At 34.8% G+C, this 26,065-nt stretch carries 25 protein-coding genes; 3 read left to right on the forward strand and 22 right to left on the reverse strand.

All coding sequences use genetic code 11. From position 1 onward, the window contains the following. Positions 1–27: 27 nt before the first annotated feature. The 4 genes from COD11_RS11120 to COD11_RS11135 form a co-directional block, all read right to left on the reverse strand. On the reverse strand, positions 28–222 hold the full coding sequence (locus COD11_RS11120) for a hypothetical protein (protein ID WP_098796986.1): 195 nt from the start codon (positions 220–222) through the stop codon (positions 28–30). Positions 223–308: 86 nt separating this feature from the next. Then, entirely contained in the window at positions 309–1,736 is a 1,428-nt protein-coding gene (locus tag COD11_RS11125) for a sigma-54-dependent transcriptional regulator (RefSeq protein ID WP_098796987.1), read from the reverse strand. Beyond that, complete coding sequence (locus tag COD11_RS11130; protein ID WP_231309534.1) at positions 1,733–3,382, reverse strand: sensor histidine kinase; 1,650 nt, start codon at positions 3,380–3,382, stop codon at positions 1,733–1,735. Before COD11_RS11130 ends, COD11_RS11125 begins: the two co-directional genes overlap by 4 nt. Positions 3,383–3,395: 13 nt before the next feature. Continuing rightward, a complete protein-coding gene (locus COD11_RS11135) occupies positions 3,396–4,544 on the reverse strand; it encodes an iron-containing alcohol dehydrogenase (protein ID WP_098796988.1) in 1,149 nt (382 codons plus the stop codon). A gap of 230 nt (positions 4,545–4,774) precedes the next feature. Between COD11_RS11135 and COD11_RS11140 the strand changes: the two genes are divergently transcribed. Further along, on the forward strand, positions 4,775–5,731 hold the full coding sequence (locus COD11_RS11140; RefSeq protein WP_231309533.1) for a C40 family peptidase: 957 nt from the start codon (positions 4,775–4,777) through the stop codon (positions 5,729–5,731). 77 nt (positions 5,732–5,808) lie between these two features. Here COD11_RS11140 and COD11_RS11145 read toward each other — a convergent pair whose 3' ends face one another. Both COD11_RS11145 and COD11_RS11150 read right to left on the reverse strand, forming a co-directional pair. Beyond that, positions 5,809–6,333: a hypothetical protein gene (locus COD11_RS11145; RefSeq protein WP_231309532.1), complete on the reverse strand. Its 525-nt coding sequence runs from the start codon at positions 6,331–6,333 to the stop codon at positions 5,809–5,811. A 72-nt stretch (positions 6,334–6,405) separates the two neighbouring features. Then, positions 6,406–7,782, reverse strand: a complete 1,377-nt coding sequence (locus tag COD11_RS11150) for a sodium-dependent transporter (protein WP_255301600.1) — start codon at positions 7,780–7,782, stop codon at positions 6,406–6,408. 161 nt (positions 7,783–7,943) lie between these two features. Here COD11_RS11150 and COD11_RS11155 point away from each other — a divergent pair, with 161 nt between their 5' ends. Further along, positions 7,944–8,513 carry a DUF6434 domain-containing protein gene (locus COD11_RS11155; protein WP_098796990.1) on the forward strand — a complete coding sequence of 190 codons (570 nt, stop codon included), beginning with the start codon at positions 7,944–7,946 and terminating at the stop codon, positions 8,511–8,513. Positions 8,514–8,759: 246 nt separating this feature from the next. Here COD11_RS11155 and COD11_RS11160 read toward each other — a convergent pair whose 3' ends face one another. The 16 genes from COD11_RS11160 to COD11_RS11230 form a co-directional block, all read right to left on the reverse strand. After that, positions 8,760–9,500, reverse strand: coding sequence for a YdcF family protein (locus COD11_RS11160; RefSeq protein ID WP_098796991.1), 741 nt, complete (start codon positions 9,498–9,500; stop codon positions 8,760–8,762). Between the two features lie 302 nt (positions 9,501–9,802). Then, positions 9,803–11,146 carry an MATE family efflux transporter gene (locus COD11_RS11165; protein ID WP_098796992.1) on the reverse strand — a complete coding sequence of 448 codons (1,344 nt, stop codon included), beginning with the start codon at positions 11,144–11,146 and terminating at the stop codon, positions 9,803–9,805. 23 nt (positions 11,147–11,169) lie between these two features. After that, complete coding sequence (locus tag COD11_RS11170; RefSeq protein WP_098796993.1) at positions 11,170–11,931, reverse strand: ABC transporter ATP-binding protein; 762 nt, start codon at positions 11,929–11,931, stop codon at positions 11,170–11,172. Next, positions 11,900–12,889, reverse strand: a complete 990-nt coding sequence (locus tag COD11_RS11175; RefSeq protein ID WP_176551050.1) for an ABC transporter ATP-binding protein — start codon at positions 12,887–12,889, stop codon at positions 11,900–11,902. The genes COD11_RS11170 and COD11_RS11175 overlap by 32 nt, the downstream gene beginning before the upstream one ends. A 7-nt stretch (positions 12,890–12,896) precedes the next feature. Continuing rightward, positions 12,897–13,742 (reverse strand): nickel transporter permease, encoded by an 846-nt coding sequence (nikC, locus tag COD11_RS11180; RefSeq protein WP_098796995.1) that lies wholly within the window; start codon positions 13,740–13,742, stop codon positions 12,897–12,899. Beyond that, positions 13,739–14,680, reverse strand: a complete 942-nt coding sequence (gene nikB / locus COD11_RS11185) for a nickel ABC transporter permease (protein WP_255301601.1) — start codon at positions 14,678–14,680, stop codon at positions 13,739–13,741. The genes nikC and nikB overlap by 4 nt, the downstream gene beginning before the upstream one ends. A gap of 1 nt (position 14,681) precedes the next feature. Further along, positions 14,682–16,214, reverse strand: coding sequence for a nickel ABC transporter substrate-binding protein (nikA, locus tag COD11_RS11190; RefSeq protein ID WP_098796996.1), 1,533 nt, complete (start codon positions 16,212–16,214; stop codon positions 14,682–14,684). Between the two features lie 334 nt (positions 16,215–16,548). Beyond that, positions 16,549–17,712 (reverse strand): serine hydrolase domain-containing protein, encoded by a 1,164-nt coding sequence (locus COD11_RS11195; protein ID WP_255301602.1) that lies wholly within the window; start codon positions 17,710–17,712, stop codon positions 16,549–16,551. Between the two features lie 127 nt (positions 17,713–17,839). After that, positions 17,840–17,992 (reverse strand): hypothetical protein, encoded by a 153-nt coding sequence (locus tag COD11_RS26825; protein ID WP_162987314.1) that lies wholly within the window; start codon positions 17,990–17,992, stop codon positions 17,840–17,842. A 191-nt stretch (positions 17,993–18,183) separates the two neighbouring features. Continuing rightward, complete coding sequence (locus COD11_RS11200; RefSeq protein WP_098796997.1) at positions 18,184–19,035, reverse strand: hypothetical protein; 852 nt, start codon at positions 19,033–19,035, stop codon at positions 18,184–18,186. Positions 19,036–19,054: 19 nt separating this feature from the next. Further along, positions 19,055–21,472: a heavy metal translocating P-type ATPase gene (locus COD11_RS11205; RefSeq protein ID WP_098796998.1), complete on the reverse strand. Its 2,418-nt coding sequence runs from the start codon at positions 21,470–21,472 to the stop codon at positions 19,055–19,057. Between the two features lie 105 nt (positions 21,473–21,577). After that, entirely contained in the window at positions 21,578–21,784 is a 207-nt protein-coding gene (copZ, locus tag COD11_RS11210; protein WP_098796999.1) for a copper chaperone CopZ, read from the reverse strand. A 20-nt stretch (positions 21,785–21,804) separates the two neighbouring features. Next, complete coding sequence (locus COD11_RS11215) at positions 21,805–22,146, reverse strand: metal-sensing transcriptional repressor (RefSeq protein ID WP_269217429.1); 342 nt, start codon at positions 22,144–22,146, stop codon at positions 21,805–21,807. 222 nt (positions 22,147–22,368) lie between these two features. Next, entirely contained in the window at positions 22,369–23,178 is an 810-nt protein-coding gene (locus tag COD11_RS11220) for an MBL fold metallo-hydrolase (RefSeq protein WP_098797000.1), read from the reverse strand. Next, positions 23,178–24,209 (reverse strand): alpha/beta fold hydrolase, encoded by a 1,032-nt coding sequence (locus COD11_RS11225; RefSeq protein WP_176551051.1) that lies wholly within the window; start codon positions 24,207–24,209, stop codon positions 23,178–23,180. Before COD11_RS11225 ends, COD11_RS11220 begins: the two co-directional genes overlap by 1 nt. Positions 24,210–24,264: 55 nt before the next feature. Then, the gene (locus tag COD11_RS11230; protein WP_098797002.1) at positions 24,265–25,275 is read right to left on the reverse strand and encodes a serine hydrolase domain-containing protein; all 1,011 of its coding nucleotides are present in this window, start codon (positions 25,273–25,275) and stop codon (positions 24,265–24,267) included. Positions 25,276–25,383: 108 nt separating this feature from the next. Between COD11_RS11230 and COD11_RS11235 the strand changes: the two genes are divergently transcribed. Beyond that, positions 25,384–25,998: a TetR/AcrR family transcriptional regulator gene (locus COD11_RS11235; RefSeq protein ID WP_098797003.1), complete on the forward strand. Its 615-nt coding sequence runs from the start codon at positions 25,384–25,386 to the stop codon at positions 25,996–25,998. Positions 25,999–26,065: the final 67 nt, after the last annotated feature.

The following is a 26,065-nucleotide window of genomic DNA, read 5'->3' on the forward strand; positions in this document are numbered from 1 at the left end:
AGAAAATGTCCTTTTTAAAAAGTTTATTTATGAACCCATTTTTCTTCGTGTATTACTTGTTTTTTTGTGTTGCTGACTTTTCATTTTTTGATTAGAAGCAGCACCATTTAATGATTGTTTATTATTAGAAAGCTTTTCTTTCTTTTTTGCTAATTGTTGCTCCATTAATTCCTTAAGACTTACTTTCTTTTTTTCATTTGTATTGTTTTCTGAATTCGACATGATCTTTTCTTTATCTCCTTTTATATAGGACAATTATTGTCATTCTTGCTTATTATAATAAATATTTTATCATAATCAAAGTGTTATTACGTTTTTTCGTTTAACAAATATCTCAGCTTTCTCATTGTAATTTGCAGTCGTTTTGCAGCTTCTTTCCTGTTTCCATGCGTGTCTTTTAATGTTCTTATAATAAACGATTTACCAACCTGTGATTCTAATTCTTTTACTTGGGCCAGCACCTCATCTAGCTTAACTTCGTCTTTTTGTTCAAACGTAGTCAATGTTTCTGTCAGCCATGTTTTTAAGTAACTTTCCAAATTACTTTCTTGTTTATCTGTATTAGAGGTTATCACTTGACTTTTAGTTTGGTGATTTATTGGTAAATCACCGGCCTGAATAATGGTAGCATGAGGATCAGCTAACATAACTGCTCTTGTAACAAAGTTTGATAACTCTCTTATATTTCCCGGCCAATCATATGATTGTAATAAGTCTATCGCAGAATTAGAAAATGAGAGTGCCGTGCCAGTTCGTTGCAGTAAATGCTGAACAAGGAGTGGAATATCCTCCTTCCGCTCACGTAATGGCGGTATTTTCAGATGAACAACATTTAAACGATAAAATAAATCTTCTCTGAATTTCTTTTGTTTAACAGCTTCTTTTAGATCTTCGTTCGTTGCCGCTATTAACCTAGTCTTGGTTCGAAGGATGCTCTCACTACCAACCCGCATAAACTCCCTTGTTTCAAGAACCCGAAGTAGTTTTACCTGAATCGCATAAGATGCTTCAGCTATTTCATCCAAAAATAAGGTTCCGTTGCTGGCAATTTCAAATAATCCTTTTCGATGCTGGGTAGCGCCAGTAAAGGAACCCTTTTCATGACCAAATAATTCACTCTCTAGTAAGTTTTCAGAGAGTGCACCACAGTTTACACCAATAAAAGATTCTTGATGCCGATCACTTGCTTGATGTAAAAAGCGTGATAAGACCTCTTTCCCTGTACCTGTTTCACCCTCAATTAAAATATTTACCGGTTTTCCAGCAACCTTGGCAGCTGTTTGAATAAGCTGATTCATTGCCCTGCTATTTCCAACAATAAGTCCTGATTCACGGGCTATCTTTTCGATATGATGTTGATTCGAAAAACAGGTAGATCCTAGCAATTTTTCTACCTGCTTTTCTAATAAATCAATATCGTCAAAAGGCTTTTCTATATAATCACTCGCACCTAGTTTAATCGCATCGACAGCAGTCTTAATGGTACTGTATCCTGTCATGATCATTACTTTACATGTGGGTTGAACTTGTTTTAGATTTTGCAATAGTGTAAGACCATTTGCATCCGGTAATTTCAGGTCAATCATAGCAACATGAAATTGCTCTAACGAAAAGTCAATTTCAGAAAATTCCTTTCCACTATTAACGACCTTAACCTGATATCCTTTAGACTGAAAAAGACGAGATAAAAAGTAACCAATTTCCACTTCATCGTCAATAATTAAAATCGAAATCATACACTCACCTCAGTTTTAGTTAATGGTTGAAGTGGCAACACGAGTTGAAAAGTACTGCCTTTGTTTACTTCACTTATTACATCAATACTTCCACCATGTGTTTTAGCGATTCCTATGCTTACTGATAAGCCTAAACCAGTTCCTTTTTCAGCTTCTTTTGTTGTATGAAAAGGATGGAAAATTTTTGATAAGCGTTCTTGTTCTATGCCAATACCATTGTCACGGACCGAGACCTTAACTGATTGATTTTCAAGTGATGTCATAATTTCAATTTCTTTATCATCTTTTACTATCACTTCTACTGCATCTTTTGCATTTAGTAGCAGATTAATAATAATTTGTTCAATTTGCTGCTGACTTCCTTCGATCATTGGAAGATCTTCATATAAGTTTGTGATAACGTTTATTTGATTTTTTTTCAACTGATATTTTAATAAATTTAACACCTGTTTCACCGCATCATTTATATGAAAAGATTGAAATGTATACTCCTCTTGTCTGGAGAAAGCTAGTAAACTTTTAATAATGTCTTTACAACGAACTCCACATGTTTTAATATCTCGTAAAAGAGTAAAAGAATCATCGTCTTCCTTTACATTTCTTAATAGAAGCTGTGAATTTCCTAAGATTGCAGTGAGTGGACTATTTAGTTCATGAGCTACTCCTGCTGCCATTTCCCCAATTGCAGCCAATTTTCCCGAATGAAGTAATTGCACCTCCATTTTTCGTTTTTCTGTTACATCTTTTACATAGGCAATAACTCCGTATACAAAGTTTTTATTGTTATAAACGGGATATGTGTAAAGTTCAAAGGTGGATTGGTCCTCAAAATGAATTTCTTGATAACTGGCTTTTTCTGTTTGAAACGTTTTATTAGCGAGTCTTTTATAGTGTTGCTCTAGTAGAAGATTATCTTTATGATGATGGGTTTTCAAAAAGTGCCTAACCGAGTCGTTCATTTGAATAACATTTACATGTTTATCAAAAATAATGATCATATCGTCAACTGCTTTAAATGTGTTCTCCCACTCTTGCTTTGACCTTAATACCTCATTATATAATTGGGTATTTTCTATACTAACTGCTAAATGATCGGCAAGCTGCTCAAGAAATGCTATGTCCTCTGAATGCCAATGTTCATGAAAACAACGACCTATACAGATTACACCGATTTCCTTGTTTTTACTATAAATAGGCACAACGAGAATGCTGTTTAGCTTTAGGTTTCTTAAAAACTCTAGTTCATTAAAATTCCAGGTTGGATATTCTAACTGCTGAAACATAACTTGCCGTTTAGTTAAAGCCATCCAGTAAAGAGAGTTATCACGAGGTAAGTCTATCCCACGTTCAATGGTAGAAGTGTTTTCTGGAAAAACGTTAATTAAAGTAAGGCTTACATTTTGGAGAAGAAAAAAGCTTAATCGATCAAATTGAATAATACTTTTTAATTTATCAACCATATTACTTAAAATCTCTTCTAGTGTCATATCAATTTTAATACTCTTCATTACTTCGTTCATTATTTCAAGTTGCATATTTTTCTTTTGTAACATATCGACTGTTTTCTTAAGTTCTGTATAATAGCTTTTCTTGGAAGATTCAACACCTGTTAACAGGGCAATCATCTCGTTTTTATCTTCAAGCAAAAGAATTTCCTCCTTACAAAACCTGATGTAATAACTGCTTCATTTGTTCAAGATTCATATCACGAGGATTTGTTATCATACATGCATCTTCTAATGCAGTTTGACAGATAGATGTAATCATATCTTGTGAAATTCCAACCTCTCTTAATTGCTTTGGAATTCCGATATCAGCCGATAACTCTCTTACATATTGGATTGCTGCATTTCCAGCTTCTTTTTGGGTAAACGCTCTTGTATCAATTCCTATGCACCCTGCCATATCTGTAAACCGTTTTGGTGCAGCAATAAAATTAAAATCCATCACATATGGTAAAAGTATTGCATTTATTTCACCATGAGGTAACGGAAACCTTCCACCAATTGCATGAGAAATAGCGTGTGCCGCTCCTAAAATCGCATTAGAAAAAGCAAGTCCTGCTTGTAAGCTAGCCATCGCCATTGCTTCCTTTGCCTCTTCATTTGTTTTTGATGCAACAGAAGGTCTTAGATAAGTCGCCACAAGGGATAATGCATTCTTCGCTTGTACATCTGTTAATGGTGTGGCTGCGATACTCACATAAGCCTCAATAGCATGAGTTAAAACATCCATACCAGTTGCAGCCGTTAAACTGCTATCTTTTGTCATTAAAGTAAGCGGATCTATAATGGCAATGTCTGGTACAAGTGATTTCGAAATAATTGTCATTTTCTTTTTTCGAGTTGAATCCACTATGACAGAAAACTGAGAAACTTCCGACCCAGATCCCGCTGTAGTCATAATCATGATCATAGGCGGCAAAGGATGGACGATTTTATCAATTCCTTCATAATCCTTAATTTCTCCTCCATTTGTTGCCACAATGGCAATAGCCTTTGCCACATCTAATGCGCTTCCTCCACCAACACCAATAATGGCATCACATTCGTTTTCTATATAAAGTCGGGATCCGTTAATCACTTCTGTATCCTTAGGATCAATCGTAATATCTGTATATATGGCAAAAGGAAGACAAGATTCTTTACAAAGATTAACAACTTTTTCTAGCCAGCCAGCTGCCGCAACTCCTTGATCACTCACAATTAATACCTTTTTTGCACCAAGGCGTAAACATGCCTCACCCGCTTGTTTAATCGAGTTTTTACCGAAAATAATTTCGGGTGTTACAAATTTTGATATTTTCATCAATATCACCTTTATTCGATTCGATTTTTATACTATGTAATTTCTTATTAGTTATGAAAAATCCTTCTTTTTTGTCGAGAAATGTGTTAAACGCTTACATTTATAAGATGAATTGGATAATATCTCTAGTTACTCCAAATTTTTAGGGGTATAATCAAATCTTTCAACACGTTATGATGAATTCAGACTTTCGCAGAAACAGAATTCTAACACTAAGGAGCGTGTCGTGTTTGAAAAAACAATTTCTTTTTACGATTGCAACTCTTGGGATCATTTCAATTGGATTTACAAAACAAACTTCAGCCCATGAAGTAACATATAAAGTTCAATCTGGGGACTCTTTATGGAAAATATCTTATAATAACAGCTTATCTGTTCAGGAAATTATGCAATACAACAACTTAACGACCTCTACCATTTATGTTGGACAAGAATTATCATTAATTGCTCCACATACACATGAAACACCAGTTGAAGTAGCAACAACTTACACTGTAAAATCCGGTGATTCCCTTTCTTTAATCTCAAAAAACTTCAATACGACTGTGACAAACTTGAAAACGTTAAATAACTTAACATCTGACCTTATTTATGTTGGACAAGTATTAAAAGTACAAGGTCAAGCTGCAGTTACCCCACCACCTACAATGGAAACGACTGCTACAACATATACCGTACAATCTGGTGATACACTATGGAAAATTTCTACAAAAACTAATTTAAGTGTTTCACAGTTAAAAACGTATAATAATTTAACGAGTGATTCAATTTATGTAGGGCAAGTTCTAAAATTAACGGGAGCAACAACTACTGTACCTATTACATTAAATGCAGAAGCACTAATTACTGAGGCAAAAAAATATATAGGAGTTCCATATGTTTGGGGTGGAAGCACTCCTACAGGATTTGATTGTTCTGGTTATTTAAGTTATGTTTATAACACACAAGGAATAAAAATACCACGCACGGTGGCAACAATATGGGAAGCAACAACAACCGTTTCTTCTCCACAAAAAGGAGACCTTGTTTTCTTTACAACAACTGCACCAGGTCCAACACATGCGGGTATTTATATGGGTGATAATAAATTTATCCATGCAGGCTCATCTACAGGTGTAACAATTTCTGATATGAATAACACGTATTGGAAGCCTCGTTATTTAGGTGCTAAAAAAGTAAACTTATAGATTGCTACTTTTATAGAAATAGGAGCCGCAAATTGAGCAGCTCCTTTTTTATTTATAAGTTATTTGCTCTTTAACATTTACATTTCTCTTTTAGAAAAACCAGTCATAATAAAACATGTTAAAAAGGCAACAGAAGTAACAATCATGGCCATAATGATTCCTACCGCCCTCATAAATGTATCTTCACCAGGGTAATCGGGCTTTAATGTAATGAAGAAATATAAAAAAACAATCGTTAAAATCAGATAGAAACTACTACCAACCGCCCCCATTTTCAATCGTCTAAGCTTTGTGCCTTCCCAAGTATAATTAATCATGCACCATACAAAAACACTTACAATCACTGCAAATACCATCACAAATAAATGAACAAATGGAATCATAAAAAACGTTAAAGTATACAGAATAACTCCTGTTATGAAAAAGAGGAAGGCATTTATAAAAAATAAGAAAAGTCCAGATAACCAAGGATTACGAAACCAATTTGTACGTTTAAGAAAATCCATTTTTTTTTGATTTTTTTCGAAAAGAATTATTATTGATTCCTTGAAAAACAGGATGAATAGGATTGCCATAACACCAAGTATTAATAAAACAGACAAGTTTTATCTCCACCTTTTTATGTAGTTTAATAACCTAACTATTATTAATTATAGATATATATTTATCGTTTATCAATAAAAAATTACTTTTAATAAATATAAAAAGAACGATGTTGTATACAGACATCGTTCTTTAAGCATGTTTATAATTAAATAATACCTAGTGTACTTAAAAATACAACAACAATGGTAATTGGCACTACCCATTTCATAAGAAATCTCCATATCTTCTATTAGCTGTTTATTCATTCTAATAGAGATAAAAAGAGCAATAAGCAAGCAGCCTAACGGTAACATAATATTACTAACCAAGAAATCAGTAGCATCAAATATTGTTTTTCCGAAAACATGAAAGTTCTGAAGTTTACTAAACGATAATGCTGCAGGAATTCCCGCAAAAAACACAACAACCCCAGATACCCATGCTGTTCTTTTACGTGTAGACCTTTTATTTTCAGTGAATGCTGAAACGATAATCTCTAATAAACTAAACGATGATGTTAAGGTTGCAAATAAGAAAAGCAAAAGAAATATAGCTAGAAACAACTCACCCAAAGGCATTTGCGAAAATACAGCAGGCAGCACCATAAATAGCAACCCCGGACCTTCAGCTGGTTCTAATCCAAACGCAAAAACAACTGGGAAAATGGCAAGACCTGCAAGTATTGATACTAGAATATTCATGACAACAACAGTACTTGCTGAGGATGGAATGCTCACATTTTTCTCTAAATAGGAACTATATGTAACCATACATGAAAAACCAACTGCTAATGCAAAGAAGGATTGTCCAAGTGCATAAAGAACAGATTCAGCGGTGATTTTTGAAAAGTCAGGCTGTAGGAAAAATCGTACTCCTTCCATTGCTCCTTCCAATGTTAACGCTCTAACAACCAAAATTAAAAATAGAAGAAACAATATTGGCATCATATACTTACTTGCTTTTTCAATCCCATTTTTTATTCCTACTGATATGACAATCATGTTTATAAGTAAAAATACAGCTAAACCTAGTAGTGTAATAAGTGGTGATCCTGTAATGGTACCAAATAACTCTGGATAACTTACACTAGGTTCAATCACACGACCACCAATTGCCATTATCGAATAAATCAGCACCCAGCCTCCAACAACTGCGTAAAAAGAAAGCAATAGAAAGCAGCCGATCACTCCTAATGGTCCAGTAATTGTCCATATACTGTTTGGTGCTAGTTTTTTATAAGCAGATACAGCTTCACTTTGAGCCCCACGTCCAATAATAAATTCTGATATCAGCATAGGTAGACCTATAAGAACAGTAAACAGAATAAAGAGTAGTAAAAATGCTCCACCACCACTCGTACCTGCTACATAGGGGAATTTCCATATTGCCCCAAGTCCTATCGCTGCCCCTGCTGAGGACATGATAAAACCAAATTTTGATGACCATTTTTCTCTATTTGTATTCATTAGATCCCCCTTTATTATTATTTTATTATAACTTATGGAAAGTGGTATAGCATGAAAAATAACTTTTTATTACTATTCCCCCTTGTCCGATTCCATAATTTTCTATATAATGGAACAAACGTTCGAAATCATCTTCAAATTTTAAAGGAGTTTAATAAATAATGAGACCAAAGTTATGTAAAGAAATGAACATAGAGGATTTTAAAAATTATTATTGGCTAAAAGAAGAGCTTGCTACTTTTTGTAAAGAACTTGGTATACCATCATATGGACCAAAATTAGAACTAACGGAAAGAATTATTATGTTTCTATCAATGGGCGTCATAACTAAAGCTCCAAAGAAAAAAGCATCACAAGCAAAACAATATGATTCTCTCTCTTTAGATACGGTCATTATTCCAAATCACAGATGCAGCCAAGATATCAGAGAGTTTTTTATAAAAGAAATCGGCAAACAATTTCATTTTTCTACTTACATACAAAACTTTTTTAAAAACAATGCTGGAAAAACGTTTCAAGATGTTGTTAATGCTTGGTACGAAGAAGAAGAACGAAAAAAAGATCCTTCATTCACTAAAGAGATCTCGCCACAATTTGAATATAATCAATTCATAAGAGATTTCTATCAAGATCCGACCAATAAAGGAAAACCTCGAAAAGATGCGATAGGTGCATGGAACACCATTAAAACTCTACCGGGAGATTATAAATACAAATCTACGACACGATAGTTATAAATAAAAAAGGAGTGAAACACTTTGTCTAGTATTCACTCCTCCTTCATTTTCTTATTTCAGCTCCTCATTAACAGTTGTAAACGAATAGCCTTCTTCTAGTAATGCTTAAATGCACCGAACATTATTAACTATATCCTCATGTAATACGTCCTTTTTCCAAAGATTTATTCATTTTCATGTAGATAAGACCTTATCTATCGATATAAATCAATAAGTTTCACTTATAAAGTTTGCTTCCAGCTAATCAAGGACATCTTCCACCAACATTTTCCCTATCCCCATCATTTCTCTTAAATGTGTAAGTGGAACAATACTTAGTGGTATAGGGGCTCCCGCACGATAAGGAGTAAGTCCGGCTTTATTTGCATAATAACTTGCACGAAATAAATGATAATTACTAGTTACAACCATTACTTCCTGTGATTTCCCTGACATTAGCTTTTGACTGAAATCAGCATTTTCTTTTGTACTTGTTGCTTTATCCTCCATTATTATTACTTGCTCTGGTATACCATTAATAATAAGGTATTCCTTCATAACAAAAGCTTCCGTGTATTGCTCACCAGTATCAAGTCCACCTGACACGATTATGTTTGATTCTGGATATTTACCATGTATTTCAATTGCTTTTTGCAAACGGTTTTTTAACACAGGGGTTGGGGAACCATTTTTTACTCCAGCACCAAAAACGAGAATATAATCAACGGTTTGAGGCTCCTTTTCAATCATCCCGCTTAATAGCAATGCTTCTAAACTTGCTGCAGTAAGTAGTCCAATGGATAAAACAATAATAATTGTTCTTTTAATCTTTTTTCTTCTTTGAACATATTGTTTTAACTTCTTGAAATAAATACTTACTACTAAACAGATCATTCCAAGAAATAGAATAAACACAATTCCAATGTTTATTCTATTTGTCCATAATGATGCTAGTCCATAAATAATTAATAATGCCGAAAAAATCCAAAACAAATTTCTCATATTACCCTCACCTAATTTTAATAGAATTAACGATTATTATCTAAAATTACAATTATTACTAGTTTACCAGGAAATCTATCAAATTGTGTCATATTTTGGTAACATTTACAATGGGATTAATTGCTTATAAAAGCTATTAGAGATATAAAGATGAGAGAAAAAGTGGCTACACCTATTAGTTTAAAAACACTGAAGAATCAAACTTATTAAATCAAATAGGAAAAAGTCCTTCAACAGACAATCTATGAAGGACAATACACATTATATTTACAAATAAAATGCTCTCTACTTGAACATCCTACCTAAAAGTTACTTCTCTCAATCTTCCTAACATACATTGATAAAAATACCGTTCGACCCAAAGTAAACACAGTAAATGACAGCCATAGTTCGTGTGGAGAAATACCTTTACCATATATGATGATTACAATGACAAACGCAAGCAACGCAAAAAAGATTGAGTTTCGAACCGATTTAGCATCTGTCGCTCCTGCGAAGATCCCTTCCAATTGAAGTGCCCAAAAACCAGCGATTGGATAAATAACCATCCAAATTCCTAAATCAACAACTGCATTCTTTACTTTTTCTATCGTTGTAAAAAAATTGAAGATACCCTCATCAAACAGCAGCATAATTAACGATAATAAACAAGCTGATAAAGTTCCCCAAAATAGAGATAGTGATAACGCTCGCTTGAAAAGAGGAAACTGCTTACTACCAATGGATCTTCCGACTACAATACTAGAAGCATTTGCAAACCCTCCAAGTAAATAGGCCATCAAATAATGAATTTGCAATAAGATCGCATTAGCTGCTAATGCTGTTTCTCCCAGTCTTGCACCTATTGTTGTAAAAGTAACCGTCATTGTTAACAAGCAAATTGACCGAAGAAAAAAATCTCGATTTACTTTGAGCATTTTCACTAAAGGGGCTTTTTCAATTAAGATTCTCCATTGAATCAGTGATAAGTCAATCAACTTTGTACGAATCATAAAGAATAGACCGATAAAAATAGCACTAATTTCAGCTATAACCGTTGCATATGCTACCCCAGCCACTCCTAGACCAAACACGAGAACAAATAAGAGATCTAACACAATGTTTAGCACATTCATTGTAATTTGAGTGCTTAACGAAAGCTTTACCTTACCTAGCCCCATCAGCCATCCGATCAAAACATAATTTAAAAGGGCAAAAGGAGCTCCCCAAATTCGAATCGAAAAATAAGTAGAAACAAGGTTTCCTACTGATTCTGAGGTACCAAATAAATAGAGTGAGAGCTTTAAAATCGGAATCTGTAAAATGATAAATAACGATCCTATAAATACAGCCAAAAACATAGGACGTAAACAAGCTAGAGCCATTTCCTTAGCATCATTTGCCCCATTTGCTTGTGAGGTAAGTCCTGTTGTACTTACGCGTAAAAAACCGAGCAACCAATACATCGTATTAAATATAACAGCTCCAAGTGCTACTGCACCAATTGCTGATGCATCAGGTAATCTTCCTACAACAGCTGTATCAACAGCTCCTAATATTGGCGTAGAGATCCCTGATATTATCAGGGGAATTGCTAATGTTAAATATTCACGATGTGTAAAAATGCTTCCTTTATGTAAAGGAGCTGAAGTTAACACAGATTTCATTACTTTCTCCTTCTTAGCCAGCTTTATATAGCGGTATACCGTATAAGTTGTTTTGTATAATCATGACGTTCTTCTTTTAATACATCGTCGGAAGAAAAGCGTTCCAATAGCTTCCCTTCTTTTAAAACTACTATCTCATCACATAAAAAACGTACAGCCGTTAAATCGTGTGAAACGAATAAAAATGAAGTTTGCAATTCTTTTTTAAGAGATTTTAACAGCATTAGAATTTGAGCTTGTATGGAAACATCAAGACTTGAGGTGGGCTCATCTAATATAAGTAATCTTGGATGAAGACTAATCCCTCTAGCAATAGAAACCCGTTGCTTTTGACCACCGCTAAGCTCATGAGGATATTTAGTAAGGTGCTCTTCTTTTAATCCAACCATTTTACCAACCTTCTTGGCAATGTCAAATAAAGAAAGATTTGGGTATAAGGTATCTTTTCGATCACGGAAATTACTAATTGGTTCAACCATACTTTTCCATACTGGAAGCTTAGTATTCAATGAAGAAGAAGGATCCTGCATAATGATTTGAATATCTTTATACAACTCTCTTTTCTGCTTACCTTTTAACTTATGAATATCTTGATTTAAAAAAAGAATATGACCGGAATGGATGCTTTCCATACTTAATATACTCTTGATAAGTGTGCTTTTTCCACTCCCACTTTCCCCTACAACTCCTAACGCTGTTCCTTCACTTATAGAAAAAGAAATATTGTCAAGAGCTGGAAGTTTACCGTAGTTTTTAGATATAGACTGGACTTTTAATAGAGTCACTTGTTGTTCCCTCTCCTTCTTTCGTAGTCACAAGGTGACAAGCTACTTGATGAAGGGGTGTTCCCTTTAATGTAACATGTGAATGAAGGCAAACGGGTTCACAATAAGGACATCTTGTTGCAAATGGACAGCCTTCACGATTCACTTCACCAGGTTCTCCAGGAATAAGTTGAAGATATTCAGCATCTGCCTCAATCGTTGGAATTGTATTCAAAAGTAGTTTTGTATACGGATGTGTAGGGTTCTTTTTAATCTCATTTGTTAGACCGTATTCCATCCATTCTCCACCATACATAACAGCAAGTTGATCACAAGAGTTCATCACATGATGAAGCTGATGACTAATAAAAATAATGGCGGTATTATATTGTGTTTGCAAGTCTTTTAAAAGCTGCATAATTTGGGCAGCATTTTTAGGGTCTAATGCGGTTGTGATTTCATCACATATAAGAAGCTTCGGATTAAGAATCATGGCGGAAGCAATAACTACTCGTTGTAACTGCCCACCGCTAAGTTCAAAGTGATAAGAAGAATAAACTTTTTCAGCCGGTAGTTGTACTCTTTCTAGCATGTCTAAAATTCTTTTCTTTCTCTGTTTTTTTGATAAAGAAGTATGTGTGGCCAATTGTTCATCCATTTGAGAGCCTATTTTAAAGAAAGGAGAAAAGCCGTTTGAATAGTCTTGAGGAATATAACAAATTTCAGTCCCAATCAACTTGTTTTTTTTCTGAAAAGAAATGTATTCTCCCTCAAATAATATGGAGCCATTCATATTAAACGACATAGGAATGGAGCCTAAAATTGCCTGTGCGGTAACACTCTTTCCACTCCCACTTTCCCCGACAATGCCTACCATATCTCCAGAATGTATAGTAAACGAGAGAGATTGAATGATTGTTTGATTTGTATGTTTTACTACGATACATAATTCTTTCATCTCTAAAAGAGGGTCATTCATATAAAAGCTACCCCTTTCTGTTAGATTGAACATCTAGTTTATCTCTTAAACCATCCCCTATTAAATTAAAGGCCATAACAACAAGCATGATTGCTAGACCAGGAAAAATGATTAAAGAGGGAGATGTTTGAAAATATAATCTTCCTTCATTTAACATTGCTCCCCACTCTGGAAGTGGTGGTTGTGCTCCTAACCCGATATAGGATAGGGAGGAAATAAGAAGAATAATTTTCCCTATATCTAATGACGCTAATACAATTACTTGTGGAAGAATATGTTTGAATAAATGCAGGGTCATGATTTTCCAAACGGAGCTTCCACTAAAAACTGACATCGTAATATAGTCCTTATGCTTCTCGGTTAGGACAATACTACGTGTTAACCGGGCATAGCCTACCCACTTCACTGAAATAATGGCAATCATCACATTCCAAATTCCAGGACCAAGTAAACCTGTTATCGCAATTGCCAGTAAAAAATCTGGAAACGCAACAAACGTATCAATTACTCTCATAAATAATTGATCTATTTTTTTCCCGAAGTAGCCTGAAAGAACACCAACTGGTAAGCCAATTAATAAAGAAACAAAGATGGATAAAACAGATATCCCCAATGTGTAGATGGCACCTTCTGTTAACCTCGCTAAAATATCCCTCCCTAGTTGATCTGTTCCAAGTAAATGCTCCATACTAGGCGACTGCAATCGTTCACCAGTGCTAACTTTTAATGGATCATGTGGATTAAATAGATAAGATAAGAAAAAAAGGAGCATAATCAAGATGAGTAATAGTACACCCGTTTGAATAAATAGATTTTGCTTTTTCTTCTTTAGATGCAATACATCCGTTATCATGCTCTCTGCTCCTTTCTTCTTAATTTTGGGTCTAAAAGATAATACGATAAGTCAACAATTAAATTAATACTCATGACAAAAATGCCTGAAAGTAAAATATAAGCTTGAATTAACGGATAATCTCGATTCATGATGGCTTCAACGACCATTTTTCCTAATCCAGGCCATGAAAATAATATTTCTACAACAATTGCCCCTGCCAATAGATTACCAAGGCTCATACCAAACATCGTAACAACTGGTATCATGCTCTCACGTAAGGAGTATTTAAAAATTAAGCTTTTTTCACGGATGCCTTTCATTCTCAACGCCTTAATATAAGGCTTATTCATTGTTTCAAGCATTGCTGCTCTCAATAGCCTAGCGTAAACAGCAGACATTGCAAGTCCTAATGTAAGGGATGGGAGAATAAGGCTTTCGGCACCATTATTACCGATAAACGGAAGAACCTTCAACTTTACACTAAAGAAATAGATTAATAAAAGTCCCAGCCAAAAGCTTGGAATGGAAGCTCCGAAAAAAGCAAAAATTCGTCCAAGATGATCAATCCATTTTGATTGATAAACAGCTGAACAAACTCCTAATGGAATCGATAGTAAGATAACAACAAGCATTCCCCCTCCCATCAGTTCAAGAGAAGCTTGTAAGCGGTCCTGTATTTCACTCAAAACAGGTCGGTTTGTTAAATACGATTCCCCAAAATCTAGCTTAATCGCCTGTTTAAGCCACATTCCATATTGAACAAAGATGGGCTGATCAAAGCCCATCTCCGATCTTATTTCCTCAATTTCTGCTTCTGTAATCATCACTTCATCAATATCCAACATTGCCTTTACAGGATCCCCGGGTGCTAATTTAATGAACACAAAGCTCAAAAACGAAAGACAAAGTAATACGACAATAGTTTGTATAATTTTTGATAAAAGAAATCGAATCACGTTATTCTACATCCAATTGATTTGTTATTAAATAATATTCTTGTTTTGAAACTGAATAGTTCTTTACATCTCTATTCATCGCAACAGTGATCATTGGGTGAACAATATAAGATTGATAAATTTTTTGCTGAGTCATGTTTTCAACCTGTTTTCCAAAATCGTTTCGTTTCTCGACATCTGTTGTTTTATTTAGCTCTGTTACAATTTGATTAATTTCTGAGTCATTAATTTCACCAATATTTAGAGCACCATCAAGTGAATAGGCAGAATTCAGGAAATATCCAACATCTCCACGTGGAGCAGTTAAATTACTGTATGTTGCAATATCCCATTCCTCATTTGTTGATAAGTACTCATCAATATTTTCAACAGATTTAATGTTGATTTCAACACCTATTTCCTTTGCATTCGATTGAAGCATCTGTGCTATAAGTGGAAGCTCTGGTCTTGATTGATAGGTAATCATCTCTAGTTTCAACGGTTCTCCATTTTTCTCCATTACACCCTTATCTTCCTTATAACCAGCTTCTTCAAGCAGTTTCTTTGCATGACTAGGATCATATTTAACGGGATCTGCTTTCATGCTAAACGGAAAGTCAGGATTAAACGGCCCCCCTGCTGGTACAGCCATTCCTCCCATTAAGTCATTGGCAACTGCGTCACGATCAAATAAGGAATCCAAAGCTTGACGGACTTTTTCATCGGCACCTTCAGAGCTGTTCATGTTATAGGAAATAAAATGTGTACGTAAACTACTCACTGATTCTACTACAATATTTTCATCACTCTTTAAAGAGGTGGCTAATTCAGAAGGTAGATAATAAATGATATCCGCTTCCCCGGATTGAAGAGCCATAGCCCTTGCATTCGCATCTGAATTAAAACCAAATGTTACTTTATCAAGTTTTGGTTCTCCATTCCAATACGAAGTATTTTTAGTAAGCTCTACCTTTACCTCTGAATCAAATATATCAACAACAAAAGGTCCTGTTCCTATTGGGGCAGTTCTCAATTTCTCATCATCTTCTACCTTAACAATTGACGTATGCGGATGTGTTAATTCAGAAGGAAAAGCTGGTAGAGGTTGTGTTGTTTTAAAAATAACTGAATTTCCATCAGTTGAGACTGACTCTAGCTTTAAAGCTGTTTTCATTGATTCACTAACGTTGATTCCACGCTCAAACGATTGTTTCATAGCTTCTGCATCTAATTTTGTTCCGTCTTGAAACAGTACTCCGTCCTGAACGGTAAATGACCATGTTAATTCATCAATTGCTTTCCACTCACTTGCAAGCCAAGGTTCAAGCTCCAAATCTTCATTTAACTTGACTAAAGTTTCAGTGATTCCAGCTCGTACTGTTGTACTATTATCGTCTTTGTGTGGATCAAGAGTGCTTGTAGGAAAATTAAACAAAAAAGTTAATGATTTTTCTTCGGCTTCGTTTGCTGCTTCCTTACTATTAGTGCTTGAGTTAGAGCATGCTGACAGCATTAATACGATTCCAATAATGATAGACAAAAATGTAGTTTTCATAAAACATCTCCTCACGTTATGTACATTAAACAAAATTGTTACGATTTAATTATTAAAATAATTTTTAAGTAGATTTCTAAAGTTATATGATATAAATCGGAATTGTTACGCTTTGTATCATATATCAAATTTATACAAACTGTCAACAAAATTTAGAATTTTTTACATAAATCCTATTTTAACAGTTTTTAGCTTTACAATATAGCTTTTTTACTATCGAAATTAATTTAAGATGAAGATGAAGTTGAGGTTAATGTCATATCAGACCAAGTTATTTTAATACATTAATAATGGAAAAAGCCTGTAATCGTATTCGATTACAGGCAACTTTCATCTACTTTACTGCTCCATAAATTACATTTCGCAACCTAGGCTGATGGTAAGCTTCAAAGTTTGGTATCATTTGCTGCATATATACAGCTGATAGCTTTTCTTGAGGATCAATCAATACCCACGTACCGGCTAATCCTGACCATCCAAATTCCCCTTCCGAGCCATTGCTTCCACCTTGTGCCGAATCCATCATAGTCCGAACACCGAGTCCGTAGCCGTATCCAGCTAAATAGTCCCAATTGTATGTTGTAGCTTGTTCATCATTTAGGTGATTTTTTGTCATTAAAGAAATTGTTTTTTCTCCAATAACTTTCACTCCCTCAAATTCTCCACCGTTTGCAAGCATATGAGCAAAACGGCTGTAATCTCCTAATGTTGACAATAAACCACCACCACCAGATTCAAGCTCTGATAATGGTTCAAATTGAACGTCCATTTTTTCATTTTTAGTCAGAGTTCCATCTTCATTACGATTATAGAGTGCAGCAAATCGATGCAGTTTGTCATCAGGAATTCTAAAAAATGTATCCTTCATTCCGAGTGGAGAGAAGATTTCATCTTGGAAAAACTGTCCTAGTGTTTTTTCAGAAAGAACTTCAATTAATGCCCCTAACACATCATGACTTAGACCGTAATACCAGTGGGCTCCGGGTTGAAAGGCAAGTGGAATGGCAGCAAGTACTTCTGATAAACGGCGATTTGTTAATTTTTCACCCTTTTCTTGTAATTGCTGAAACGTTTTAGCAACATGTTTTTCGGTTTCATTTGCTTCTCCACCATACGTAAGTCCAGAAGTCATTGTAAATAAATCTTTTACTAAGATTGATCTTGATGCTGGTATTACAGTAACCTTGCCGGTATCATCTTTATGATATACCTTCATATTTTTAAATTCTGGTAAGTATTTTTCAAGTGGGTCGTTTAATAAAAAAAGACCTCGTTCATATAGCATAAGTGCTGCTGTACACGTGACAACCTTAGTCATGGAATAAATGCGAAAAATCGTATCTTCATCTATCGCAATTTCATCTTCTTTATTAGCAAAACCAACATAACCTTTATAGATTGTATTTCCTTGATGCATAACCTGAAGGGAACAGCCTGATGGGCCCTTTTCCGTAAAGTTTTTTAATAAAGGGTGCAATCTGGTATGTAATTCGTACAAGTGTTTATCTCCTCTCAACACGTTTCTCCCTCTATTTTTCTACAATTAACTAAATTTAGCAATCTATTTTATTGAAATTATGTAAATGTTTTCATAAATAAAGGGCCTTCATTGGCCCTGGACAATCCTATATGTTGGAAAATCGTTCTTTAATCATTTTCAATGCTTCTACCAATCCTGGAAGTTTATCGAAATACTCTGCTTCATTCTTTAGAAGGATTTCATTAATACGTGACTGCAAAAGCTCCTCAACCAACTCAACAGTTTGTCGATGATCCATTGTTCACACCCTTAAATGAAGTTCTTCTACTATATGCATGTGATGATGAAATGTTTCTAATTATTCTTTGTAATATTAGCACTAAGTACTTGGAAAGAGTAATTAATTTTCCTGTTATTCAGTAGCTTAAACCTCTTAATTTCTTAATAAAAAAACTGCTCAACCCTGTATGATTGAACAGTTTTTTCATTTTATTTTACCTCTACAACAAATGGAAAGATCTTCACCTCACCATTTATTTGAAACTCAGCCCATATTTTATATATTCCAGGATTGGTAAACTGTGTTTCAAACACCGGTGTGTCTCCTTCAAGTGGATGAACATGCAAGTATTGTTGTGCTTCTTCATCCAAGATAACAATATGCCCCAGTGCGCCGAGGTAGGTTTCTAAATTTGCACCATGAACATCAAATGTTAATGTAACTGGCTCATTTATCACTAATGGTGTTGTTGACAGTGACACTTTGTTGTCTTCAACTGTCTTTTCAAGTAGTGGATCAACTGTTAATGAACCATGATGATGTTCATCTTCAACAGGATTTCCTACTTTAAAGGAAATTGGTTGAACTTGATAATCTAAATTTTTGGGTTTTATATCGACAAAAGCCTTGTATATTCCTTCTTCTAGTTCGCTTTTTACTTCAAAATGACCTGGTGTGGTTTCCTCAGGGTGGAGATGGTAATACTGATCTAAATGCTCATCAACAACGATTAAATGTAAAAGCTTTTCATGATTTACCTCTAAGTTTGTTACAGGCTTACCTGTAAGATCTTTTAAGTTTAAAACCAATTTTTCATCAACTTCTTTAATGGTTACGTTAACTTCACTCTCTGTTTCTGTGTTAACTCCATGTTCATGCTCTGATTTCGAATGTTCATTTTCCGTTGAAGCATGGTTATTATATTCAGTTGTTTTTTCTGTTTTATGTTCTTCAGCATGTGTATCAACTTTTGTTTCCTCTAAAAACACCGAATCATATATATAGTAGCCAATAATAACAATACCTAGATAAATGAATGCTGAAAGGATCCATTTTTTCATTATTTGGTTCTCCTTATCACTATAGTTTTACTCTTTGTAGGCGTAACGCATTTAGAACAACGGACACTGAGCTAAATGCCATTGCTGCTCCTGCTAACCATGGGGCAAGGAAGCCTAATGCTGCTATTGGTATACCGAGTGAATTATAAGCAAATGCCCAGAATAGATTTTGTTTAATATTTCTGATTGTTTTTTTACTCATAAAGATAGCATCAGCAATGCTATTTAAATCTCCACGAATAAGTGTAATGTCCGCTGCCTCCATTGCAACATCTGTACCTGTTCCAATGGCCATTCCTATATCAGCGATCGCAAGTGCTGGTGCGTCATTGATCCCATCGCCGACCATTGCAACGATTCTTCCTTCCTTCTGCAGTTTTTTCACTTCTTCAGCTTTTCCTTCCGGCAGCACCTCTGCTACAACAGAATCAATTCCGGCTTCAGCTGCAATTGCTTTCGCTGTTCGTTCGTTATCACCAGTTATCATGACAACTTCTAAGCCCATTTCTTTTAGACGTTTTACTGCTTCTTTTGAGGTAGGTTTAATTGTATCAGCAACAGCTACTAAACCTGCATATTGATTGTTAATAGCAATAAGCATCGCCGTTTTACCGGTTTCCTCAAGATTCGCCATAGTTGATAGAGCCTGTTCAATGCTAATATTATATTTTTGCATTAATTTTCTTGTACCTGCTAATATAATTTGATTGTTTACTTTTGCTTTTATACCGTAGCCGGGTATTGCCTCAAATTCTTCAACATCAGACAGTTCAATATTCTTTTCCTTAATTCCAGTTACAATCGCCTCAGCAAGTGGGTGTTCAGATTGCTTTTCAGCCGTTCCAACTAGTTGTAAAAATTCCTCTTCATTGACATGTTTCTCAACTAAAACATCAGTTAAAATTGGTGCTCCATTTGTAACCGTTCCTGTTTTATCTAAAAGTATAGTCGTTAATCTGTGCGTCATTTCCAAGTGCTCTCCACCTTTAAATAAAACACCGATCTCTGCTGCTCTACCTGATCCAGCCATGATTGATGTTGGTGTTGCCAATCCAAGTGCACAAGGACAAGCAATAACTAGCACGGCAATTAATTTTTCAAGGGCTTCGGCAAAGTCTCCAGGTGTAATCCAGATAAACCAAACAAAAAATGTGAGAAAGGCAATTGCTACAACGATTGGGACAAAAATACCTGAGATTTGATCCGCTAAACGTTGAATTGGTGCTTTCGAACCTTGAGCCTCTTCCACCACTTTAATAATTTGTGAAAGTGCTGTGTCACGACCGACCTTCGTTGCTTTCACTTTTAAAAATCCATTTTTGTTAAGAGTTGCTCCGATGACAGAGTCACCAATTGTTTTATCAACTGGAACACTCTCACCAGTTAGCATTGATTCGTCTAGTGCCGAACGTCCTTCAATAATTTCTCCGTCAACCGGAACTTTTTCACCAGGCTTAACATACAGAATGTCACCAACTACGACGTCCTCTAGTGCAACCTCTTGTTCCACTCCATTACGGAAAACAGTCGCTGTTTTCGCTTGAAGACCCATTAGCTTTTTGATTGCTTCAGATGAACGTCCTTTTGCACGAACTTCAAACAACTTTCCTAAAATAATTAATGTAATTAAGACTGCACTTGTTTCATAATAAAGCTCGATCATATGTGCTTCACTTCCGATTGAAGCGATCGATAAATATAAACTATAAAAATAAGCAGCTGATGTTCCTAGTGCAACAAGAACATCCATGTTGGCACTTTTATTTCTTAATGCTTTATAAGCTCCTACATAAAATTGTTTTCCTACAATAAATTGAACAGGTGTTGCTAAAGCCAGCTGTACCCATGGATTCATAAACATGTCAGGTAAATAAATAAACGAGGTAAAGCTAAAGTGGCTGACCATTGCCCAAAGAAGGGGAATGGATAAGATAAGGGAAAAGAAAAACTTTCCTTGTTGAGTTTCAATTTCCTTCGCTTTTAGATTAGCAACATCTTCTTTTTGCTCACCTTTTTCACTCGCTTGATATCCAAGTTTTTCAATCTTTTCAATCATTTCTTTTGTTCCAGTTTGTGAAGGATTATAGGCAACTGTCGCACTTTCTAACGCTAAGTTGACAGTTGCATTTGTTACACCTTCAATTTTGTTTAAGCCTTTTTCAATCCTTGTTGCACAAGCAGCACAAGTCATGCCGATAATAGCTAAATCCACTTTTTCCTCAACTACCTCGTAGCCCAGGTCATTTATTTTCTTTTTAAAGTCTTCTATTCTAACAACATTAGGGTTGTATTTGATGGATGTTCTTTCAAGAGCAAAATTTACGTTGGCTTCTTCTACACCTTCTACTTTTTTTAGACCTTTTTCAATTCGAACTGCACATGAAGCACAGGTCATACCTGTAATTGGCAGAACAGCTTCTTTTATTTCCTGCGTCATATCGTCGTCCTCCTATATACCCTACAGCGGTATATTTACTTTCAAAAGGAAACGTGCAATCATAAAAAGCACGTTTCACAGTCTTTATTTTTATTTCTTTATTTCTTATACTACATCGTAACCTTGATCATCAATTGTTTCCTTTATTGTGTCTAATGAAACAACTTCTGGATTAAATTCTAATTCAACTTTTCCTTCATTTAAATGAACTTTCACCTGTGAAACACCATTTAATTTTCCAACATTTCCTTCTATAGCATTCACGCAGTGTCCACAAGACATTCCATTAACTGTTAAGATGATTTTTTGCATATTTTTTCTCTCCTCTATTATTATTTTTTCATTAATCGTTGAATGGTTATAAGCAATTCATCAACAATTTCTAAATCCCCTGCTCTAATTCTTTCTGTTACACAACTTTTTAAATGAGTTTCTAATAATACTTTGGAAAAGCTATTTAATGCGGACTGAACAGCTGAGACTTGGGTAATCACATCATCACAATAAGTATCTTTTTCAACTAATCCTTTAATACCTCGAATTTGTCCTTCAATTCTGTTCAACCTAGTAATAAGCGTTTTTTTTACTTTTTCTGAATGATGGCTTTCCCTTTCAGAATGTTGTCCGGAGCAACAAACTTCAACCTCTAACATCTCATTTTGTTCTTCACACATTAACATAACCTCCTTATAAATATAATCTACCATACCCCCCTACCCTATGTAAAGTATTTTATTGGTAAATTATTCTTTTCTTTTTAAAGAGGTACTTTAAAGAGCCTCCATACCGAGGTGTATTATAGAGGTTGCTCTTTTTATTATCTATCATATAAAGGCCTGTTTTTTATTCAAGTTTATTGTAATAGTTGAAAATCCTTAATTCAAACGATCTGTTTTTTAGCTATTCAAAAAATGAATATATCGATCTGCTGATTTTATAAAAGAATTCTTGCCGTCCTTCACGATCTTATGATCAAAAGCACCATAAATAGCTTCAAAATCATAGTTTTCTAAGCTCATTTTAATATTGTTTACCACCCTAGCTGACAACGGTATATGATTTGGAGCACTATAAATAAAGCTTAGCCAACCTTGATCAGGTACAATATAGATGCTATCACCTACGAGTAATGTACCTTTTTTATACGAACCAAGTGTCCATAGCAAAACGGAGCTACCTTCAAAATGTCCTCCTACATGGATGAGAGAAATATGTTTAGTTAATTCAAGGCTATCCCCGTTCCAGAAATGAATGAGCGAACAAGTTCTCGTTACCCAATCAAGATCTTTTTCATGGATATAGATTGGACATTGAAATGCATTCCCCCATTCAATGATCGTACTATAATAATGCGGGTGAGAAATGGCAATCCCTCGTAACCCACCAAGTTCGTTTATTTTGTTAATTGTTTTCTCATCTAGATAAGTAATACAATCCCAAAGTATATTTCCTTCATCAGTCCTAATCAAATAAGCTTTTTGACCAATACCTACTTGCGGATATGTGCGAATACTCCATAAACCTGGCTCTATTTCCACAAATTCGTTATGAAAGCCTTCTTGCTTTAGCTCCTCTAATGTTGTCCACTTTTGTCCAGTTAACGGAACGTATTGTCGTTCGTCACTACAAATTTTACATATACCTGGTGGTTGATGTGTAGCTTCATACTGTACTCCGCATGCTTTACATATATAGTGTGCCCTCATTAAATAACCCCCATTTTATTTAGTTTAATCAGGTGATTATTTTTCACTTCTTTCATAATGAGATTAAATTTATTTGCTTCCTCAAAACATGCATAATGCCCTGATTCCTCAAGAAAGTATATTTCCTTTTTTGGTGCTTTTAGAAAGTCATAATATTCCTTTAATCGATCACTAAACACAATTCTGTCATGTTTTCCTGCAATAAAATAAACAGGAACCTTCACCTCCGAAACAAGATGAAACAAGTTGATTTTAGTTAATTCATCCCAAAGATGTGTTGATGAAAAACCAAATCTTTTCATAAACGAGAGCTTTTCTTTCAAAGTTAAATGAGAACTTAAAATGTAGTGAATATTAACAGAGGAAGCTTTTAATTTATACGTAACACCATTAAATTTTGTCAGCCATGTTCGTTGCGTGACTAAATCATCTACTGAATGATAGAAACCGTTCTTTGGAGAACCAATTCGCTCTAATTGCAAAATGGCTTTTTTATGATTCTTTTCTTTAGCCATGCTTAAAGCAAATTGATATGATCTTATTTCTTCCTCATCACGTTTCACTGGCTGGTTTATTCCTACATAGGCCTCTACTAACTCAGTAAACTTTTGTACAAATAATAATCCAAGCACCGCCCCGACAGAATGTCCCATAAGGAATACTTTCTTTTGTCGAAATTGTGAAGTAAGATATTTGACGAGTTCATGGCAATCTGAAAGCAATTGTTCTATGTTCATACTCTCAGGTGTTATTTCGGAAGAATAAGATTTCCCTGATCCTCTTTGATCCCAATTTACAACAAGAAAATCATCTTCCAGATCAGCATTATAGTGCATTTGTGCTCCTGTTTGTGGGCTTCCTGGTCCTCCATGTAAAAAAAGCAAAATTGGTAGGTCTTTATGTTTTCCACGGATTGTGATCCATTGCGTTACATTACCCAACGTTAGTTTTTCTAATTTTGCAACACTGTTCTTATCAGATTGTTTATTTTTATAGGGTTTAACATATCCACCTTTTAGTTGTTGAAACACAATACTTGCCCCCTATGCTTTTTATTTTATAAACTAACGTTTGTTAGTTAAGGATTTAAAAAAATTTCTGCCAATGATGCAGTTTTTGATTAAATAAAAGGGAAGCTAATTCTCTACTTATAAGTGTTGCTCCCAGCTCTTTCATCGTAAGCATTTTATGGGATGTCATATCATTACTTATAACAACAATCGTCATATCATCATCAAGATATCTTTCAACATGAGTTGTAAAACCACCTGGGTGCGTACCTCCATGAGAAACACTTTTCCTCCCAAAAAGCTGTTTGATAAACCAACTATAACCCATCGTGATAAACCTTCCTTTGTAAGTTGGTGTTTGCATTTGTTCACTGGATTTTTTAGTTATTAAGATATTTGACTCAAGAGCTTTGTGGAACAAATGAATATCTTCTAAGGTTGAAATAGCATCACCACACGCGAATAAAAGAGTTGGACTCACATACGGCCCTGACTTTTGATTTATATAATTATTAGCTCTACCTTTTATTTCTTCATGTAAAAAGCCCGTTTGCTTCATGTTTGCTGGCTTGAAGATGTGTTCTTTTATATAGTCATGGTAGGTTACTCCAGACACTTTCTCAATAATTAGTCCTAACATAAAAAAACCAGTGTTGTTGTATGAAATTTTTTGTCCAGGTGTGAAATTTAATTTATGTTGCTGGAGTGTCTCAAGTATTTGTTTCTGAGTGTAATCTTGATCCCATTTTAATTGCTTTCTTAGCATGAGATAATTAGGAATTCCAGATGTATGGTTTAATAAATGATGTATGGTAATACCCTTATTTTTATAGAAAGGAAAGAATTCGTCGATTGGCTGATGGATAGACAATTTTCCTTTCTCGATAAGTTGGAATGTTGCAACAGCTGTTAATGGTTTGCTTAGCATGGATCCCATTGGATATTTTGTATGGATATTGTTCTCAATCTCCTTCTCTTTGTTGGATAGTCCAAATGCATCTTGGTAGATTATTTCATTTCCCTTTGAAATCGAAATAACACCAGAAAATTTGGGCCGCCTTTCCATATATGATTGAAATGTATTCATATCTATCCCCCCATTGAAAACTAACGAACGTTAGTATACAATGTCATTATATGGTTTAACTAGAAATGTTGCAACATTTTTTTCCAACTAATTTTAAGGGTGTGTAAAATGACTAAAAACACAAAGGATAAAATATTTGAAACGGCGTTAGATCTTTTTTCACAAAAAGGTTATAGTGCTGTTTCTATAAGAGAAATAACAAGAACTGTCGGTATAAAGGAAAGCTCTCTTTATAATCATTACAAAAATAAGGAGCAAATTCTTGAATCGATCCTTACTCATTTTCGCACAGATTTTTCAAAAACAATGCCTCCTCTTGAAGCATTGGATGAGATTTTAAACAATTCAACTACAGATGCTTTTTTTAAGGCAGGACACAGAAATTTTAAAACATATATGGAAAATGTTCATGCCCAGAAAATGTGGAGAGTTCTACAAGTTGAGCAATTCCGTGAACCAATGGCTCGGGACATCATCCTAAACGATTTCTTTCAATCAACAATTGATTTCCTCGAAATTGTCTTTAAAAAATTGATCAAAATGAATAGGATTAAGCCGGTTGACCCAAGATTACTTGCCGTTGAATACCAATATCCAGCATTTTCTCTCCTAGCTGAATATAACATCCTAAAGTTTGATGGTAAGGACACCACTGAAGTAGAAAGGCGCTTGGATCAGCATATTGACTTCTTTTTAGAAATGGTAAAGGTACCACAAGAGTAAAGCAAACCACTGGAACATAATGTGAAACAAGAAAAATCTGGTGGTGCCTGTGGTCAAACCCCCAATA

The organism is Bacillus sp. AFS040349, from assembly GCF_002577655.1.
Classification (GTDB): Bacteria; Bacillota; Bacilli; order Bacillales; family Bacillaceae; genus Metabacillus.

Coding starts and splice junctions, on each gene's coding strand:
- COD11_RS26825 (WP_162987314.1), bottom strand. CDS start 17,992: ATGGATCATCGACAAACTGTTGAGTTGGTTGAGGAGCTTTTGCAGTCA.
- nikA (WP_098796996.1), bottom strand. CDS start 16,214: ATGAAAACTACATTTTTGTCTATCATTATTGGAATCGTATTAATGCTG.
- COD11_RS11155 (WP_098796990.1), top strand. CDS start 7,944: ATGAGACCAAAGTTATGTAAAGAAATGAACATAGAGGATTTTAAAAAT.
- COD11_RS11120 (WP_098796986.1), bottom strand. CDS start 222: ATGTCGAATTCAGAAAACAATACAAATGAAAAAAAGAAAGTAAGTCTT.
- COD11_RS11215 (WP_269217429.1), bottom strand. CDS start 22,146: ATGTGTGAAGAACAAAATGAGATGTTAGAGGTTGAAGTTTGTTGCTCC.
- COD11_RS11135 (WP_098796988.1), bottom strand. CDS start 4,544: ATGAAAATATCAAAATTTGTAACACCCGAAATTATTTTCGGTAAAAAC.
- COD11_RS11150 (WP_255301600.1), bottom strand. CDS start 7,782: ATGAATACAAATAGAGAAAAATGGTCATCAAAATTTGGTTTTATCATG.
- COD11_RS11175 (WP_176551050.1), bottom strand. CDS start 12,889: ATGAATGACCCTCTTTTAGAGATGAAAGAATTATGTATCGTAGTAAAA.
- COD11_RS11220 (WP_098797000.1), bottom strand. CDS start 23,178: ATGAGGGCACACTATATATGTAAAGCATGCGGAGTACAGTATGAAGCT.
- COD11_RS11160 (WP_098796991.1), bottom strand. CDS start 9,500: ATGAGAAATTTGTTTTGGATTTTTTCGGCATTATTAATTATTTATGGA.
- COD11_RS11205 (WP_098796998.1), bottom strand. CDS start 21,472: ATGACGCAGGAAATAAAAGAAGCTGTTCTGCCAATTACAGGTATGACC.
- copZ (WP_098796999.1), bottom strand. CDS start 21,784: ATGCAAAAAATCATCTTAACAGTTAATGGAATGTCTTGTGGACACTGC.
- COD11_RS11125 (WP_098796987.1), bottom strand. CDS start 1,736: ATGATTTCGATTTTAATTATTGACGATGAAGTGGAAATTGGTTACTTT.
- COD11_RS11165 (WP_098796992.1), bottom strand. CDS start 11,146: ATGAAATCTGTGTTAACTTCAGCTCCTTTACATAAAGGAAGCATTTTT.
- nikC (WP_098796995.1), bottom strand. CDS start 13,742: ATGATAACGGATGTATTGCATCTAAAGAAGAAAAAGCAAAATCTATTT.
- COD11_RS11235 (WP_098797003.1), top strand. CDS start 25,384: ATGACTAAAAACACAAAGGATAAAATATTTGAAACGGCGTTAGATCTT.
- COD11_RS11200 (WP_098796997.1), bottom strand. CDS start 19,035: ATGAAAAAATGGATCCTTTCAGCATTCATTTATCTAGGTATTGTTATT.
- COD11_RS11230 (WP_098797002.1), bottom strand. CDS start 25,275: ATGAATACATTTCAATCATATATGGAAAGGCGGCCCAAATTTTCTGGT.